Below are 22,067 nucleotides of genomic sequence, written 5' to 3'. Positions count from 1 at the left end.
CCGTCAGCCTTTTTTGTATCTTCATGTACGTCCGTGGGTCTGGCTCGACGGCACGACGCCTAGCCAGGCCCGCGGATCGACGGCCATCGAGATAGTGTCAGGAATTCAGCGAGGCGGCAATCATCGGGCCGATCTCCTCCAGCCCCTCTGGCGTCATCATCGAAACATGGTTCACGCTTGCCTGACGAACATCGATTTCACCGTCGATCAGTGAACGCCAAGGTTCGACCCCATCGGCCTCAGTTTCATTGGATCCCACGAACAGCACTGGCCCCGTGCACGTGTCCGGTTCGTACTCACGTGTCAGCGCCGCGGTTCGCGCGATGCTGGAGAACAACCGCCTGATATCGCTGGCGTTAAGCCCGATAGCTCCGCCATTCACTGCAGTGAGGACATCACTGGCACAGTCGATCGATAGGTTCTCGAGGTCTTCGTCATCCGGAATGACGACGCCCAAGCCAGCAACTTCGTGTCTGACCATCGCCGCAAATGCTTCATCATCCAAGCTCAAGGGCGAGCCGTCCAAGATCACCAAGGCACTCACCTTCTCGCCGAGGGCTTCAAGCCTTGCCGCGATTCCATGCGCGACAACTCCACCGAACGACCAACCCAGAAGTCTGTACGGCCCCTGTTGTTGCACTGATCGGATCTCGGACACGTATCGATCTATGTAGTCTGTCAGTGCGGTCGCGAAAAAGTCCTCCTCGGTCAACGCTGGTGTCTGCAACCCGTAGAGCGGCACTGATCTGTCGACGAACGCGGCGAGAGGTGCGTACGGCCAGGCCAGCCCGACCATTGGGTGCACGCAGAACAGTGGAAGCTCAGATCCGCGTGCACGCAAGGGCAACGTGACAGCGAGTGCCGCATCAAGATCCAGTTCAAATCCAACGTGCATACCGGTTACCAACTTGTCGGACATCTCCGACACAGTCGAGCTGGTGAATAGCATGCGCAGCGGAACCTCAGCCGAAATCGCTTGGCCCAACTTCGCTGCCAACTGCGTGGCGATCAGGGAGTTTCCGCCCAATTCGAAGAAATCGTCATCGAGACCGACCCGATCGATACCGAGCAATTCTTCGAACACAGAAGCAACAAGTCGCTCGACCTCCGTCACCGGAGCCCGGAACACCGCAACCTCGAACACCGGCTCCGGCAACAACTTCCGATCCAACTTCCCCGAAGCATTGAGCGGAAACGCATCCAACACCACAAACTGCGACGGCACCATATACGACGGCAACACCACACCCAACGAATCCACCAGTGCCGCAGTATCAACCACCGCACCCGACGCCGGCACCACATACCCCACCAACTGATCACCGGTCACCGTCGACACCACAGCCACCGACGACACAGACACCGACACATCGGCCACCAACGCCGACTCGATCTCCCCCAACTCGATCCGCTGACCACGGAACTTCACCTGAAAATCGGTACGACCGATGTACTCGAGCTCACCCGACACACCCCACCGCACCAAGTCCCCCGTGCGATACATCCGCGAACCCACCCCACCGAACGGATTCGCCACGAACCGATCCGCCGACAAATCCGGACGAGAAACATACCCACGAGCCAACTGATCACCCGCAAGATACAACTCACCCGCAACACCCACCGGCACCGGACGCAACCGCGAATCCAACGCGAAAACCTGCGAATTCCACTGCGGCACACCAATAGAAACCACACCACCATCGACGGCGCCCGTCACATCCGCGAACGTGATCGACACCGCAGCCTCGGTCGGGCCATACAAGTTGTGAACCCGCGCACCCGACACCACACCGAAATCACGCACCGCCTGCGCCGGCAACGCCTCACCGATGACGAACACATCACGCAACGAACCCAACAACTCCGCAGACACCGCACCCGCGAACACCGACAACATCGTCGGCACGAAGTCCGTCACCGTCACACCCTGATCAGCGATCACCGACGCCAAATACCCCGGATCCCGATGACCGTCATGCGTGGCCACCACCAACCGAGCACCCACCGCCAACGGCAAGAAGAACCCCCACAACGACACATCGAACGTCGTCGCAGTCTTCTGCAAATACACATCCGACCCAGTCAGAACATACTGACCCTGCATCCACGCCATCTGATTGACGATCGCCTCATGCGAAACCGCCACACCCTTCGGCTTCCCCGTCGACCCCGACGTGAAAATCACATACGCAGCATTCGAAACCCGAAGCGGCGCAACACGATCCACATCCAACACCGGCGCATCCGAGAACCCGGACACATCCAACTCGTCAATCAACACCACATCGAACTCACCCGGCAACACCACACCGTCACCAGCAGTGGACAACACACACACCGGCGCCGCAGTCCCGAGAATATGACCATTGCGCTCGACCGGATGATCCGGATCCAACGGCACATACGCCCCACCCGCAGCAACCACCGCATACATACCCACAACAAGATCAACCGACCGACGCATCGCCAACGCCACCAACGACTCCGGCCCCACACCCACCGAAACCAAATACCGCGCAAGGCGATTCACCCGAGACCCGAACTCCGCATACGACAGAGACTGCCCCTCGAACACCACCGCCACCGCATCCGGAGACGCCGCCACCTGCGCAACAAACCCGTCGAGCAACAAAGCACCAACAGTCAACTCGTGAACAGTGTCATTCCACCCCTCGAGCACCAACGAACGCTCAACAGAATCCAAAATGTCTATGTCACCCAAAACGGCCGACTGATCAGCAACGACGGCACCAAGGATGCGCCCGAACCTGTCGGCAAAGCCTGCCACCGTCGACTCGTCGAACAGATCCGTCGCATACGTGAACTGCGCCGCCATCCCCGCCGGAGCACCCGCCTCGTCGAACTGCTCCACCACCGTCAACTGCAGGTCGAACTTCGCCGCCACCGCAGTGGCATCGACCCCCGCAACCCGCAGATCACCCAACTGCAACGCCGACTGCTCCATGTTCTGGAACGCCAACATCACCTGGAACAACGGACTCCGAGCCTGCGACCGCGCCGGATTGAGCACCTCCACCAACCGCTCGAACGGAACATCCGCATGCGCAAACGCCTGAAGATCAGCCTCCCGCACACCTGCGAGCAGATCGACGAAACTCTCCGAAGAATCCACCTCCGTCCGCAACACCAACGTATTGACGAACATCCCGATCAAATCATCGAGAACCTGCTCACCACGACCCGCCACCGGAGTACCGATCGCAATATCGGACGTCCCCGACAACCGCGACAACAACACCGCCAACGCCGCATGCACCACCATGAACAACGACGAATTCGACTCACGAGCAACATCATTCAAACCAGCATGCACATCCGCACCCACCACGAACGAATGATCCGCCCCACGATTGGACGCCACCACAGGCCGCGGACGATCCGCCGGCAAATCCAACTGATCCGGCAACCCCGCCAACGCCGACTCCCAGAACCCGACCTGACGCGAAATCAACGACGACGGATCATCCTCGGACCCCAACACCTCACGCTGCCACAACGCGTAATCCGCATACTGCACCTCGAGCGGCGCCCACCCCGGCACCTCACCCCGAGAACGAGCCTCGTACGCCACCATCACATCACGCGTCAACGGCCCCATCGACACACCATCACCACTGATGTGATGAACCACCAACGCCAACACGAACTCCGACTCCGACACCGCGAACAACCGCGCCCGAACCGGAACCTCCACCGCCACATCGAAACCAGCCGACAAGAACTCCGTCACCGCACCAACGACATCGGACTCCGACACCACAACCGGCGACACATCCAACCGCACCCGATCCGCCGACAACACCTCCTGGAACCCGACACCGTCGACCTCCGGATACACCGTCCGCAAAATCTCATGCCGCGCAACAACATCCGACACAGCAGCCTGCAGAGCCGCCACATCCAACAACCCCGACAACCGAATCGCCACCGGAATATTGTTCGCCGACGACAACGTATCGAAACGGTTCAAGAACCACATCCGCTGCTGCGCCAACGACAACGGCACCCGCTCCGGACGCACCCGAGCCGTCAACGCCGCCCGCGCACCCGAACCGATCTCCGACTCCACCCGCGCAGCCAACAACTCCACCGACGACGCCTCGAACAACACCCGCACCGGAACCTGCGCATCGAGCGCCTGCCCCAACCGAGCCGCCACCCGAGTCGCAATCAACGAATTACCACCCAGCGCAAAGAAATCGTCATCCAACCCGACGCGCTCGACACCCAACACCTCGGCAAACACCGACGCAACGATCTCCTCCACCGCCGTCACCGGAGCCCTAAACACCGCAACCTCGAACACCGGCTCCGGCAACAACTTCCGATCCAACTTCCCCGAAGCATTGAGCGGCAACGCATCCAACACCACAAACTGCGACGGCACCATATACGACGCCAACCGCTCCCCCACACCCACCTTCACCACATCAACATCAACCGAAGACCCCACCGCAGCAGTGACATACGCAACCAACTGATCACGCCACACCACCACCACCACAGAACCCACACCCACCTGATCCCGAACCGCAGACTCGATCTCCCCCAACTCGATCCGCTGACCACGCAACTTCACCTGAAAATCACTACGACCGACATACTCGAGCTCACCCGACACACCGATCCACCGCACCACATCCCCCGTGCGATACATCCGCGAACCCACCCCACCGAACGGATTCGCCACAAACCGCTCCGCCGACAAATCCACCCGCCCGAAATACCCACGAGCGACCTGCACACCCGACAAATACAACTCACCCGCAACACCCACCGGCACCGGACGCAACCGCGAATCCAACACCAACACCGACGAATTCCACACCGGAGCACCCATCGGCACCACCACACCCACACCATCGAGCGGACCCGCCGCCGTCGCATGCACCGTGAACTCCGTCGGACCATACAAATTATGAACCTCAACCGACGGCAACACCGACAACACCCGACCCACCACCGACGCCGGCAACGCCTCACCCGCCGCGAAAATCACCCGCAACGAACCCAACCCACCACCACCGAGACGCGAAATCGTCGCCTCCGACGTGTCGACCAACTGATCGACGAACACCTCCAACATCGACGGCACAAACGAGACCATCGACACCGACTCCGCCGCCACCACCGACGCCAAATACCCCGGATCCCGATGACCGTCATGAGTAGCCACCACCAACCGAGCACCCACCGCCAACGGAACAAACAACTCCCACACCGACACATCGAACGTCACCGGAGTCTTGAACAACACCACATCAGAACCCGACACCGCATAACGCTCCGCCAACCACGACACCTGATTGACCACACTGCGATGACTGACCGCCACACCCTTCGGCCGACCCGTCGACCCCGACGTGAAAATCACATACGCCGTATTCCCCGACCGCAACGGCGCAACCCGATCCACATCCGAGACAGGAGCATCCGAAAAACCAGACACATCAACAACATCAACCTCGACCACCGGCACCACACCAGCATCGAAACCAACATCAGAAGTACTGACCACACACACCGGCGACGCCGCCGCCAACACATACCCATTACGCTCCGCAGGCTGATCCGGATCCACCGGAACATACCCACCACCAGCCCTGAGCACACCGTAAACCGCAACCAACAAATCAACCGACCGACGAACCGCAACACCCACCAACGACTCCGGCCCCACACCCACCGAAACCAAATACCTGGCAAAACGATTCACCCGAGCATCGAACTCCGCATACGACAACGACACACCCTCGAACGAGAGCGCTACCGCATCCGGAGACGCCGCCACCTGCGCATCGAACCCGTCCAACACCGACACACCCGCAACCTCACGAGCCGTGTCATTCCACCCCTCGAGCACCAACGAACGCTCAACAGAATCCAAAATGTCTATGTCACCCAAAACGGCCGACTGATCAGCAACGACGGCACCAAGGATCCGTCCGAACCTGTCGGCAAAGCCTGCCACCGTCGACTCGTCGAACAGATCCGTCGCATACGTGAACTGCGCCGCCATCCCCGCCGGAGCACCCGCCTCGTCGAACTGCTCCACCACCGTCAACTGCAGATCGAACTTCGCCGCCACCGCAGTGGCATCGACCCCCGCAACCCGCAGATCACCCAACTGCAACGCCGACTGCTCCATGTTCTGGAACGCCAACATCACCTGGAACAACGGACTCCGAGCCTGCGACCGCGCCGGATTGAGCACCTCCACCAACCGCTCGAACGGAACATCCGCATGCGCAAACGCCTGAAGATCAGCCTCCCGCACACCTGCGAGCAGATCGACGAAACTCTCCGAAGAATCCACCTCCGTCCGCAACACCAACGTATTGACGAACATCCCGATCAAATCATCGAGAACCTGCTCACCACGACCCGCCACCGGAGTACCGATCGCAATATCGGACGTCCCCGACAACCGCGACAACAACACCGCCAACGCCGCATGCACCACCATGAACAACGACGAATTCGACTCACGAGCAACATCATTCAAACCAGCATGCACATCCGCACCCACCACGAACGAATGATCCGCCCCACGATTGGACGCCACCACAGGCCGCGGACGATCCGCCGGCAAATCCAACTGATCCGGCAACCCCGCCAACGCCGACTCCCAGAACCCGACCTGACGCGAAATCAACGACGACGGATCATCCTCGGACCCCAACACCTCACGCTGCCACAACGCGTAATCCGCATACTGCACCTCGAGCGGCGCCCACCCCGGCACCTCACCCCGAGAACGAGCCTCGTACGCCACCATCACATCACGCGTCAACGGCCCCATCGACACACCATCACCACTGATGTGATGAACCACCAACGCCAACACGAACTCCGACTCCGACACCGCGAACAACCGCGCCCGAACCGGAACCTCCACCGCCACATCGAAACCAGCCGACAAGAACTCCGTCACCGCACCAACGACATCGGACTCCGACACCACAACCGGCGACACATCCAACCGCACCCGATCCGCCGACAACACCTCCTGGAACCCGACACCGTCGACCTCCGGATACACCGTCCGCAAAATCTCATGCCGCGCAACAACATCCGACACAGCAGCCTGCAGAGCCGCCACATCCAACAACCCCGACAACCGAATCGCCACCGGAATATTGTTCGCCGACGACAACGTATCGAAACGGTTCAAGAACCACATCCGCTGCTGCGCCAACGACAACGGCACCCGCTCCGGACGCACCCGAGCCGTCAACGCCGCCCGCGCACCCGAACCGATCTCCGACTCCACCCGCGCAGCCAACAACTCCACCGACGACGCCTCGAACAACACCCGCACCGGAACCTGCGCATCGAGCGCCTGCCCCAACCGAGCCGCCACCCGAGTCGCAATCAACGAATTACCACCCAGCGCAAAGAAATCGTCATCCAACCCGACGCGCTCGACACCCAACACCTCGGCAAACACCGACGCAACGATCTCCTCCACCGCCGTCACCGGAGCCCTAAACACCGCAACCTCGAACACCGGCTCCGGCAACAACTTCCGATCCAACTTCCCCGAAGCATTGAGCGGAAACGCATCCAACACCACAAACTGCGACGGCACCATATACGACGGCAACACCACACCCAACGAATCCACCAGTGCCGCAGTATCAACCACCGCACCCGACGCCGGCACCACATAGGACACCAACGCTGTCACCCCTGATTGCAACTCTTTACCGAGAGTTACGGCTTGCGCCACGAGAGAGTGCTTTTCCAGTGCCGCGTTAATTTCACCGAGTTCGATCCGATATCCCCGAATCTTGACCTGGAAATCGCTGCGGCCAACGTACTCGAGTTGCGGTTGATCGATGCTCCCTATCCAACGGACAATGTCTCCGGTGCGATACATCCGCGAGCCGCCAGGCGAGAATGGGTTGGGAACAAAACGGTCTGCCGTCAGATCCGGACGGTTTCGGTATCCGCGAGCTAGAACTGACCCCGCTAGGTATAGCTCACCTCGCGTGCCGACCGGAACCGGATTCAGTCGTTCGTCGAGCACCAATGCTGAGACACCATTGATCGGCGAACCAATAGTGATTTGACTGTCCGCTTCCAATCTTGCATACGTAGAAATGATCGTTGTCTCGGTTGGCCCGTAAGCATTGAAATAGATCCTCCCCTGCACCCACTTGGCCAGCAGCTCAGGAGAACTAACATCGCCGCCGACAGAGACAACACGGAGATCAGGTAGCGCCGCTGGATCCATCGTCCCTAGGACTGCCGGTGTGATGACGACATTGGAAACGCGTTCCACGCGCATCAATTCAGCCAATTCATCGCCACCGAGAATCGACGCGGGGACCACAACTAGCGTTGCCCCCGAATAGAAAGCAACCATCCATTCAAGAACGGAGGGGTCGAAGATTGGCGCACAAATGTGCAGGACACGTGAGTTCGCTGTGATCTCGTATAGGTCATTCGCGTATTCCAAGAGGCCAAACAGGCCCGTGTGTGTCACAGCAACGCCCTTGGGCCTGCCAGTCGATCCCGAGGTATAGATTATGTAGGCAATATGGTCTGGCATAAGCGTCGTTGTCCGCTCATGCTCATCAATCGGGGATGAAGCAAATGTTGCAACGATCTCCGCGAAGTCTGTGGAATCGATTTCAAACCAAATCACACCATCCGGCACACGATCAACATTTGACGAAGTAGTCAGTCCCATCGACGCGCCGGAGTCCGAAATCATATGCGCGATACGATCACTGGGATAGTTCGGATCGACAGGCACGTACGCGGCGCCCGACTTGGCGACTGCCCAAACAGCTAGAACCATCTCGTACGAGCGTGGAAGCGCAATCGCCACAACCGATTCGGGTCCCGCACCATTCGTGATGAGAACACGAGCCAATTGCGACGAATGCCTGTCAAGCTCGCGATAGGTGACCGACTTGCCATTGGTTCGTACTGCAACAGACTCGCCACCCACCTCACTGCGCGCAGTCAAGATATCCACTAACCTGCGCTGCGGCATCAAGTCGTCATGGAGCGCATTAGTCAACACCGTATGTTCTCTCGCGTCGAGCAAGTCGATGTCGCCCGATCGTATCGACGAATCCGTGACCACCGCAGCCAGGATGCGCCCGAACCTGTCCGCAAAGCCTGCCACCGTCGACTCGTCGAACAGATCCGTCGCATACGTGAACTGCGCCGCCATCCCCGCCGGAGCACCCGCCTCGTCGAACTGCTCCACCACCGTCAAGGACAGGTCGAACTTCGCCGCCACCGCAGTGGCATCGACCCCCGCAACCCGCAGATCACCCAACTGCAACGCCGACTGCTCCATGTTCTGGAACGCCAACATCACCTGGAACAACGGACTCCGAGCCTGCGACCGCGCCGGATTGAGCACCTCCACCAACCGCTCGAACGGAACATCCGCATGCGCAAACGCCTGAAGATCAGCCTCCCGCACACCTGCGAGCAGATCGACGAAACTCTCCGAAGAATCCACCTCCGTCCGCAACACCAACGTATTGACGAACATCCCGATCAAATCATCGAGAACCTGCTCACCACGACCCGCCACCGGAGTACCGATCGCAATATCGGACGTCCCCGACAACCGCGACAACAACACCGCCAACGCCGCATGCACCACCATGAACAACGACGAATTCGACTCACGAGCAACATCATTCAAACCAGCATGCACATCCGCACCCACCACGAACGAATGATCCGCCCCACGATTGGACGCCACCACAGGCCGCGGACGATCCGCCGGCAAATCCAACTGATCCGGCAACCCCGCCAACGCCGACTCCCAGAACCCGACCTGACGCGAAATCAACGACGACGGATCATCCTCGGACCCCAACACCTCACGCTGCCACAACGCGTAATCCGCATACTGCACCTCGAGCGGCGCCCACCCCGGCACCTCACCCCGAGAACGAGCCTCGTACGCCACCATCACATCACGCGTCAACGGCCCCATCGACACACCATCACCACTGATGTGATGAACCACCAACGCCAACACGAACTCCGACTCCGACACCGCGAACAACCGCGCCCGAACCGGAACCTCCACCGCCACATCGAAACCAGCCGACAAGAACTCCGTCACCGCACCAACGACATCGGACTCCGACACCACAACCGGCGACACATCCAACCGCACCCGATCCGCAGACAACACCTCCTGGAACCCGACACCGTCGACCTCCGGATACACCGTCCGCAAAATCTCATGCCGCACAACAACATCCGACACCGCAGCCTGCAGAGCCGCCACATCCAACAACCCCGACAACCGAATCGCCACCGGAATATTGTTCGCCGACGACAACGTATCGAAACGGTTCAAGAACCACATCCGCTGCTGCGCCAACGACAACGGCACCCGCTCCGGACGCACCCGAGCCGTCAACGCCGCCCGCGCACCCGAACCGATCTCCGACTCCACCCGCGCAGCCAACAACTCCACCGACGACGCCTCGAACAACACCCGCACCGGAACCTGCGCATCGAGCGCCTGCCCCAACCGAGCCGCCACCCGAGTCGCAATCAACGAATTACCACCCAGCGCAAAGAAATCGTCATCCAACCCGACGCGCTCGACACCCAACACCTCGGCAAACACCGACGCAACGATCTCCTCCACCGCCGTCACCGGAGCCCTAAACACCGCAACCTCGAACACCGGCTCCGGCAACAACTTCCGATCCAACTTCCCCGAAGCATTGAGCGGAAACGCATCCAACACCACAAACTGCGACGGCACCATATACGACGGCAACACCACACCCAACGAATCCACCAGTGCCGCAGTATCAACCACCGCACCCGACGCCGGCACCACATACCCCACCAACTGATCACCGGTCACCGTCGACACCACAGCCACCGACGACACAGACACCGACACATCGGCCACCAACGCCGACTCGATCTCCCCCAACTCGATCCGCTGACCACGGAACTTCACCTGAAAATCGGTACGACCGATGTACTCGAGCTCACCCGACACACCCCACCGCACCAAGTCCCCCGTGCGATACATCCGCGAACCCACCCCACCGAACGGATTCGCCACGAACCGATCCGCCGACAAATCCGGACGAGAAACATACCCACGAGCCAACTGATCACCCGCAAGATACAACTCACCCGCAACACCCACCGGCACCGGACGCAACCGCGAATCCAACGCGAAAACCTGCGAATTCCACTGCGGCACACCAATAGAAACCACACCACCATCGACGGCGCCCGTCACATCCGCGAACGTGATCGACACCGCAGCCTCGGTCGGGCCATACAAGTTGTGAACCCGCGCACCCGACACCACACCGAAATCACGCACCGCCTGCGCCGGCAACGCCTCACCGATGACGAACACATCACGCAACGAACCCAACAACTCCGCAGACACCGCACCCGCGAACACCGACAACATCGTCGGCACGAAGTCCGTCACCGTCACACCCTGATCAGCGATCACCGACGCCAAATACCCCGGATCCCGATGACCGTCATGCGTGGCCACCACCAACCGAGCACCCACCGCCAACGGCAAGAAGAACCCCCACAACGACACATCGAACGTCGTCGCAGTCTTCTGCAAATACACATCCGACCCAGTCAGAACATACTGACCCTGCATCCACGCCATCTGATTGACGATCGCCTCATGCGAAACCGCCACACCCTTCGGCTTCCCCGTCGACCCCGACGTGAAAATCACATACGCAGCATTCGAAACCCGAAGCGGCGCAACACGATCCACATCCAACACCGGCGCATCCGAGAACCCGGACACATCCAACTCGTCAATCAACACCACATCGAACTCACCCGGCAACACCACACCGTCACCAGCAGTGGACAACACACACACCGGCGCCGCAGTCCCGAGAATATGACCATTGCGCTCGACCGGATGATCCGGATCCAACGGCACATACGCCCCACCCGCAGCAACCACCGCATACATACCCACAACAAGATCAACCGACCGACGCATCGCCAACGCCACCAACGACTCCGGCCCCACACCCACCGAAACCAAATACCGCGCAAGACGATTCACCCGAGACCCGAACTCCGCATACGACAGAGACTGCCCCTCGAACACCACCGCCACCGCATCCGGAGACGCCGCCACCTGCGCAACAAACCCATCGAGCAACAAAGCACCAACAGTCAACTCGTGAACAGTGTCATTGACCGCCACCAACACCTGCGAACGCTCGTCCTCACCGAGCAACTCCACATCCCCGACAACCGAATCAGGCTCCGCCACCATCGCTTCCAGAACCCGAACCAACCGCTCCGCAAACGAGACAACCGTCGACTCGTCGAACAAATCCGTCGCATACGTCAACGACATCGGCATCCCCACACCGACGCCGTCCTCCTCCAACGGTGACACCGTCAACTGCAGATCGAACTTCGCGATCTCCACACCCGCGTCGAAACCGGCAATCGACAGTCCCGGCAGTTCCAAGACACTCTGCGCCATGTTCTGGAAGAACAACGCAACCTGGAACAACGGATGATGAGCCTGCGACCGCGCCGGATCAAGCACCTCCACCAACCGCTCGAACGGAACATCCTCGTTGCCGAACGCCCCCAGATCGACCTCACGAACCCGACCCAACAACTCCGAGAACGACTCCGAAGAATCCACCTCCGTCCGCAACACCAACGTATTGACGAACATCCCGATCAAATCATCAAGCTCCGGCTCGCCCCGCCCAGCGATCGGCGAGCCCACCACAACGTCATCACTACCACTCAACCGCGCCAACACCACCGCCAACGCCGCATGCACCACCATGAACAACGACACACCACGATCAAGCGCCAACTGCTCGAGCGCCAGATGCAACCGCACATCAACCGAGAACTGGTAACTAGCACCACGATTGGACGCAACCAACGGCCGCGAACGATCCGCCGGCAACTCGATCCGCTCCGGCAACCCCTCCAACACCGACGTCCAATACCCCAACTGCTCAGACATCAACGACGACGGATCACCCTCGGACCCCAACACCTCACGCTGCCACAACGCGTAATCCGCATACTGCACCTCGAGCGGCGCCCACCCCGGAACCTGTCCACCCGCACGCGCCACATACGCCATCGACACATCACGCACCAACGGCCCCATCGACACACCATCAGCAGCAATATGGTGAACCACCAACGCCAACACAAACTCCGACGAACCCGTCTGGAACAAACGAACCCGCAACGGCACCTCAGAAGTGACATCAAACCCCTCAGTCACCACCGGCGCCAACACACCCAACAAATCAGCCTCATCGGTCGGCACCGCAGAAATATCCACAGCGAACCCACCCACCGGAAGAACCTGCTGGAACCCGACCCCCTCGAACTCCGGATACACCGTCCGCAAAATCTCATGCCGCGCAACAACATCCGACACAGCAGCACCCAACGCCGCAACATCCACCACACCAGACAAACGCAACACAATCGGAATATTGTTCACACCCGACACAGCATCAAACCGCGACAAAAACCACATCCGCTGCTGCGCCAACGACAACGGCACCCGCTCCGGACGCACCCGAGCCGTCAACGCCGCCCGCGCACCCGAACCGATCTCCGACTCCACCCGCGCAGCCAACAACTCCACCGACGACGCCTCGAACAACACCCGCACCGGAACCTGCGCATCGAGCGCCTGCCCCAACCGAGCCGCCACCCGAGTCGCAATCAACGAATTACCACCCAGCGCAAAGAAATCGTCATCCAACCCGACGCGCTCGACACCCAACACCTCGGCAAACACCGACGCAACGATCTCCTCCACCGCCGTCACCGGAGCCCTAAACACCGCAACCTCGAACACCGGCTCCGGCAACAACTTCCGATCCAACTTCCCCGAAGCATTGAGCGGAAACGCATCCAACACCACAAACTGCGACGGCACCATATACGACGGCAACACCACACCCAACGAATCCACCAGTGCCGCAGTATCAACCACCGCACCCGACGCCGGCACCACATACCCCACCAACTGATCACCGGTCACCGTCGACACCACAGCCACCGACGACACAGACACCGACACATCGGCCACCAACGCCGACTCGATCTCCCCCAACTCGATCCGCTGACCACGGAACTTCACCTGAAAATCGGTACGACCGATGTACTCGAGCTCACCCGACACACCCCACCGCACCAAGTCCCCCGTGCGATACATCCGCGAACCCACCCCACCGAACGGATTCGCCACGAACCGATCCGCCGACAAATCCGGACGAGAAACATACCCACGAGCCAACTGATCACCCGCAAGATACAACTCACCCGCAACACCCACCGGCACCGGACGCAACCGCGAATCCAACGCGAAAACCTGCGAATTCCACTGCGGCACACCAATAGAAACCACACCACCATCGACGGCGCCCGTCACATCCGCGAACGTGATCGACACCGCAGCCTCGGTCGGGCCATACAAGTTGTGAACCCGCGCACCCGACACCACACCGAAATCACGCACCGCCTGCGCCGGCAACGCCTCACCGATGACGAACACATCACGCAACGAACCCAACAACTCCGCAGACACCGCACCCGCGAACACCGACAACATCGTCGGCACGAAGTCCGTCACCGTCACACCCTGATCAGCGATCACCGACGCCAAATACCCCGGATCCCGATGACCGTCATGCGTGGCCACCACCAACCGAGCACCCACCGCCAACGGCAAGAAGAACCCCCACAACGACACATCGAACGTCGTCGCAGTCTTCTGCAAATACACATCCGACCCAGTCAGAACATACTGACCCTGCATCCACGCCATCTGATTGACGATCGCCTCATGCGAAACCGCCACACCCTTCGGCTTCCCCGTCGACCCCGACGTGAAAATCACATACGCAGCATTCGAAACCCGAAGCGGCGCAACACGATCCACATCCAACACCGGCGCATCCGAGAACCCGGACACATCCAACTCGTCAATCAACACCACATCGAACTCACCCGGCAACACCACACCGTCACCAGCAGTGGACAACACACACACCGGCGCCGCAGTCCCGAGAATATGACCATTGCGCTCGACCGGATGATCCGGATCCAACGGCACATACGCCCCACCCGCAGCAACCACCGCATACATACCCACAACAAGATCAACCGACCGACGCATCGCCAACGCCACCAACGACTCCGGCCCCACACCCACCGAAACCAAATACCGCGCAAGGCGATTCACCCGAGACCCGAACTCCGCATACGACAGAGACTGCCCCTCGAACACCACCGCCACCGCATCCGGAGACGCCGCCACCTGCGCAACAAACCCGTCGAGCAACAAAGCACCAACAGTCAACTCGTGAACAGTGTCATTCCACCCCTCGAGCACCAACGAACGCTCAACAGAATCCAAAATGTCTATGTCACCCAAAACGGCCGACTGATCAGCAACGACGGCACCAAGGATCCGTCCGAACCTGTCGGCAAAGCCTGCCACCGTCGACTCGTCGAACAGATCCGTCGCATACGTGAACTGCGCCGCCATCCCCGCCGGAGCACCCGCCTCGTCGAACTGCTCCACCACCGTCAAGGACAGGTCGAACTTCGCCGCCACCGCAGTGGCATCGACCCCCGCAACCCGCAGATCACCCAACTGCAACGCCGACTGCTCCATGTTCTGGAACGCCAACATCACCTGGAACAACGGACTCCGAGCCTGCGACCGCGCCGGATTGAGCACCTCCACCAACCGCTCGAACGGAACATCCGCATGCGCAAACGCCTGAAGATCAGCCTCCCGCACACCTGCGAGCAGATCGACGAAACTCTCCGAAGAATCCACCTCCGTCCGCAACACCAACGTATTGACGAACATCCCGATCAAATCATCGAGAACCTGCTCACCACGACCCGCCACCGGAGTACCGATCGCAATATCGGACGTCCCCGACAACCGCGACAACAACACCGCCAACGCCGCATGCACCACCATGAACAACGACGAATTCGACTCACGAGCAACATCATTCAAACCAGCATGCACATCCGCACCCACCACGAACGAATGATCCGCCCCACGATTGGACGCCACCACAGGCCGCGGACGATCCGCCGGCAAATCCAACTGATCCGGCAACCCCGCCAACGCCGACTCCCAGAACCCGACCTGACGCGAAATCAACGACGACGGATCATCCTCGGACCCCAACACCTCACGCTGCCACAACGCGTAATCCGCATACTGCACCTCGAGCGGCGCCCACCCCGGCACCTCACCCCGAGAACGAGCCTCGTACGCCACCATCACATCACGCGTCAACGGCCCCATCGACACACCATCACCACTGATGTGATGAACCACCAACGCCAACACGAACTCCGACTCCGACACCGCGAACAACCGCGCCCGAACCGGAACCTCCACCGCCACATCGAAACCAGCCGACAAGAACTCCGTCACCGCACCAACGACATCGGACTCCGACACCACAACCGGCGACACATCCAACCGCACCCGATCCGCAGACAACACCTCCTGGAACCCGACACCGTCGACCTCCGGATACACCGTCCGCAAAATCTCATGCCGCACAACAACATCCGACACCGCAGCCTGCAGAGCCGCCACATCCAACAACCCCGACAACCGAATCGCCACCGGAATATTGTTCGCCGACGACAACGTATCGAAACGGTTCAAGAACCACATCCGCTGCTGCGCCAACGACAACGGCACCCGCTCCGGACGCACCCGAGCCGTCAACGCCGCCCGCGCACCCGAACCGATCTCCGACTCCACCCGCGCAGCCAACAACTCCACCGACGACGCCTCGAACAACACCCGCACCGGAACCTGCGCATCGAGCGCCTGCCCCAACCGAGCCGCCACCCGAGTCGCAATCAACGAATTACCACCCAGCGCAAAGAAATCGTCATCCAACCCGACGCGCTCGACACCCAACACCTCGGCAAACACCGACGCAACGATCTCCTCCACCGCCGTCACCGGAGCCCTAAACACCGCAACCTCGAACACCGGCTCCGGCAACAACTTCCGATCCAACTTCCCCGAAGCATTGAGCGGAAACGCATCCAACACCACAAACTGCGACGGCACCATATACGACGGCAACACCACACCCAACGAATCCACCAGTGCCGCAGTATCAACCACCGCACCCGACGCCGGCACCACATACCCCACCAACTGATCACCGGTCACCGTCGACACCACAGCCACCGACGACACAGACACCGACACATCGGCCACCAACGCCGACTCGATCTCCCCCAACTCGATCCGCTGACCACGGAACTTCACCTGAAAATCGGTACGACCGATGTACTCGAGCTCACCCGACACACCCCACCGCACCAAGTCCCCCGTGCGATACATCCGCGAACCCACCCCACCGAACGGATTCGCCACGAACCGATCCGCCGACAAATCCGGACGAGAAACATACCCACGAGCCAACTGATCACCCGCAAGATACAACTCACCCGCAACACCCACCGGCACCGGACGCAACCGCGAATCCAACGCGAAAACCTGCGAATTCCACTGCGGCACACCAATAGAAACCACACCACCATCGACGGCGCCCGTCACATCCGCGAACGTGATCGACACCGCAGCCTCGGTCGGGCCATACAAGTTGTGAACCCGCGCACCCGACACCACACCGAAATCACGCACCGCCTGCGCCGGCAACGCCTCACCGATGACGAACACATCACGCAACGAACCCAACAACTCCGCAGACACCGCACCCGCGAACACCGACAACATCGTCGGCACGAAGTCCGTCACCGTCACACCCTGATCAGCGATCACCGACGCCAAATACCCCGGATCCCGATGACCGTCATGCGTGGCCACCACCAACCGAGCACCCACCGCCAACGGCAAGAAGAACCCCCACAACGACACATCGAACGTCGTCGCAGTCTTCTGCAAATACACATCCGACCCAGTCAGAACATACTGACCCTGCATCCACGCCATCTGATTGACGATCGCCTCATGCGAAACCGCCACACCCTTCGGCTTCCCCGTCGACCCCGACGTGAAAATCACATACGCAGCATTCGAAACCCGAAGCGGCGCAACACGATCCACATCCAACACCGGCGCATCCGAGAACCCGGACACATCCAACTCGTCAATCAACACCACATCGAACTCACCCGGCAACACCACACCGTCACCAGCAGTGGACAACACACACACCGGCGCCGCAGTCCCGAGAATATGACCATTGCGCTCGACCGGATGATCCGGATCCAACGGCACATACGCCCCACCCGCAGCAACCACCGCATACATACCCACAACAAGATCAACCGACCGACGCATCGCCAACGCCACCAACGACTCCGGCCCCACACCCACCGAAACCAAATACCGCGCAAGACGATTCACCCGAGACCCGAACTCCGCATACGACAGAGACTGCCCCTCGAACACCACCGCCACCGCATCCGGAGACGCCGCCACCTGCGCAACAAACCCATCGAGCAACAAAGCACCAACAGTCAACTCGTGAACAGTGTCATTGACCGCCACCAACACCTGCGAACGCTCGTCCTCACCGAGCAACTCCACATCCCCGACAACCGAATCAGGCTCCGCCACCATCGCTTCCAGAACCCGAACCAACCGCTCCGCAAACGAGACAACCGTCGACTCGTCGAACAAATCCGTCGCATACGTCAACGACATCGGCATCCCCACACCGACGCCGTCCTCCTCCAACGGTGACACCGTCAACTGCAGATCGAACTTCGCGATCTCCACACCCGCGTCGAAACCGGCAATCGACAGTCCCGGCAGTTCCAAGACACTCTGCGCCATGTTCTGGAAGAACAACGCAACCTGGAACAACGGATGATGAGCCTGCGACCGCGCCGGATCAAGCACCTCCACCAACCGCTCGAACGGAACATCCTCGTTGCCGAACGCCCCCAGATCGACCTCACGAACCCGACCCAACAACTCCGAGAACGACTCCGAAGAATCCACCTCCGTCCGCAACACCAACGTATTGACGAACATCCCGATCAAATCATCAAGCTCCGGCTCGCCCCGCCCAGCGATCGGCGAGCCCACCACAACGTCATCACTACCACTCAACCGCGCCAACACCACCGCCAACGCCGCATGCACCACCATGAACAACGACACACCACGATCAAGCGCCAACTGCTCGAGCGCCAGATGCAACCGCACATCAACCGAGAACTGGTAACTAGCACCACGATTGGACGCAACCAACGGCCGCGAACGATCCGCCGGCAACTCGATCCGCTCCGGCAACCCCTCCAACACCGACGTCCAATACCCCAACTGCTCAGACATCAACGACGACGGATCACCCTCGGACCCCAACACCTCACGCTGCCACAACGCGTAATCCGCATACTGCACCTCGAGCGGCGCCCACCCCGGAACCTGTCCACCCGCACGCGCCACATACGCCATCGACACATCACGCACCAACGGCCCCATCGACACACCATCAGCAGCAATATGGTGAACCACCAACGCCAACACAAACTCCGACGAACCCGTCTGGAACAAACGAACCCGCAACGGCACCTCAGAAGTGACATCAAACCCCTCAGTCACCACCGGCGCCAACACACCCAACAAATCAGCCTCATCGGTCGGCACCGCAGAAATATCCACAGCGAACCCACCCACCGGAAGAACCTGCTGGAACCCGACCCCCTCGAACTCCGGATACACCGTCCGCAAAATCTCATGCCGCGCAACAACATCCGACACAGCAGCACCCAACGCCGCAACATCCACCACACCAGACAAACGCAACACAATCGGAATATTGTTCACACCCGACACAGCATCAAACCGCGACAAAAACCACATCCGCTGCTGCGCCAACGACAACGGCACCCGCTCCGGACGCACCCGAGCCGTCAACGCCACACGAGCACGCCCAGTGGAAGCTGCGAGCGCAGAGGCAAGCGACGACACGGTCGAAGACTCGAACAACGTCTTGACTTGTACCCGCACGTCGAAGACAGCACTCAACCGTGCTACCAACTTCGCTGCGACAAGCGAATTGCCTCCAAGCTCGAAGAAGTCGTCATCCGCTCCGACCTGCTCCAGCCCGAGCAGTTCACCAAACACCGTGGCGATCTGGATTTCATCCTCAGTGGAAGGAACACGGAATGGACGAGACTCGAAATGCGGCTCCGGCAACGCGGAAGCATCCAACTTGCCCACGGGTGTCAACGGAATTTCACTGATGAGAACGACAGAGGCAGGCACCATATGCCTAGGCAATTCTTGTCTGCAGACGTCGAGCAGTTCCGTGATGTCTACCTCAGCTGCCGCTCGTGGCAGCACGTATGCCACCAGAGCCTGCTCCCCATTGTCGAGCTTGCGAGCGAGGGTTGCAACGAAGTCGACCGCCCGATGGGATGCAAGAACTGCGTCGATCTCTCCGAGCTCGACTCGGAAGCCTCGGATCTTCACTTGGGAGTCGGATCGCCCGACGTATTCGAGGTCCCGTGCACCCCCATCTGCGATGACCCAGCGTACGAGGTCACCACTGCGGTACATTCGTTCGCCCTGCGCTCCAAACGGATTCGCGATGAAACGGTCGGCAGTCATACCCGTCAGATTGTGATATCCGCGCGCAACCTGAGGCCCGGCAAGATACAGCTCACCTGTCGACCCGACTGGGACTGGCTGTAGCCGTGAGTCCAGAACCAGGGCGGAAGCCCCGCGAACAGGTCCACCAATTGTCACGCGGTCACCTGGTGCCAGTTTCGGGCTGATGTTGGTGACAATAGTCGTCTCGGTTGGGCCGTATCCGTTGTAGAAGGCCCTGTCCCGTCCCCACCGTGCAACAAGCTCAGGTGGGCATACCTCGCCACCGACTACAGCGGTGACGATGGAATCCAACCCCGAGGGATCGACAGAGGCCAACATTGACGGGGTTCCCACCACATGCGTGACGCATTCGGTTTTCAATAGTTCCGCGAGCTCGTCACCACCGTAAACGGTCGTCGGAACGATAACCATCGTCGCGCCGGAACCAATGGTAAGCAACAGCTCGAAGAGCGAAGTATCGAAGCTGGGGGTGGCGAAATGCAGAACCCTCGATTGGGCTGTGGCACCAAGTCGCTCAGCCTGTTCACTCAGCAAATTGCCCAGGCCTGCGTGCGTGACAACAACACCTTTCGGACGTCCAGTCGACCCTGAGGTGTAGATAACGTATGCAGGGTGTTCGGTTCGCAGAGTGCGAACACGGTCCGAATACGCCACCGGTTCGCCGGACATCGCTTCCGATGCCTGCGTCGTCTCGAGAGAATCGATCGCGATCCACCTCACAGACGATGGCAAATCAATACCTAATTCGCCGACGGTCAAGCCGATCGAGACACCCGAATCCTCAATCATGTACGCAACACGGTCAGACGGATAGTTCGGATCCACGGGCACAAAAGCTGCACCGGTCTTCGCGACTGCCCACACTGCCAGCACTGATTCGATCGACCGCGGGATGGACACGGCAACCCTGTCCTCCGGACCTACACCGCCGGCGATCAACATACGAGCCAGGCGAGACGACCGCGCATCCAATTCGGCGTAGGAAAGTGAGTGCCCCTCGAATCGCAACGCTTCCCTCGAAGGATCCAACTCGACGGCCGCCGCCAGCAACTGGGGCAGCAACAGTGTCCTCGCTCGGCGAGTGCGAGTGGGCCGCTCCCGTCGACTCTTGCGGGTAGCAGAGGTATCCGGCGTCACACCATCGGCGCTCATGCGGCCACGACCTGCGCTCGAACGGCGTGATGGAGGAGCTCGTGCTGCGTCAAGACATTTCACCTTCGCTTTGGTACTGCAGTTCGATCGGTATTCGCGGGAATCCGATCACTTCCGAGGTTCTACCCTTGACCTGGGCAAATCGAGTTCGACGTCCCGGTATGACCCCAGTAGTTGATCGGACACACCGAACCATTGTTACAGCTGTCGAGGAGTGGACATCATCGGACTG

At 60.1% G+C, this 22,067-nt stretch carries 1 protein-coding gene; it reads right to left on the bottom strand.

What is annotated here, in order from left to right:
* Positions 1–97 precede the first annotated feature (97 nt).
* Positions 98–21,835: a non-ribosomal peptide synthetase gene (locus tag M0639_RS09125; RefSeq protein WP_248671226.1), complete on the bottom strand. Its 21,738-nt coding sequence runs from the start codon at positions 21,833–21,835 to the stop codon at positions 98–100.
* Positions 21,836–22,067: the final 232 nt, after the last annotated feature.

It is taken from the genome of Rhodococcus qingshengii JCM 15477 (genome assembly GCF_023221595.1).
Classification (GTDB): Bacteria; Actinomycetota; Actinomycetes; order Mycobacteriales; family Mycobacteriaceae; genus Rhodococcus_F; species Rhodococcus_F qingshengii.
The sequence above is the reverse complement of the archived record's forward strand: the minus strand, read 5'-3'. Positions and strand labels throughout refer to the sequence as shown.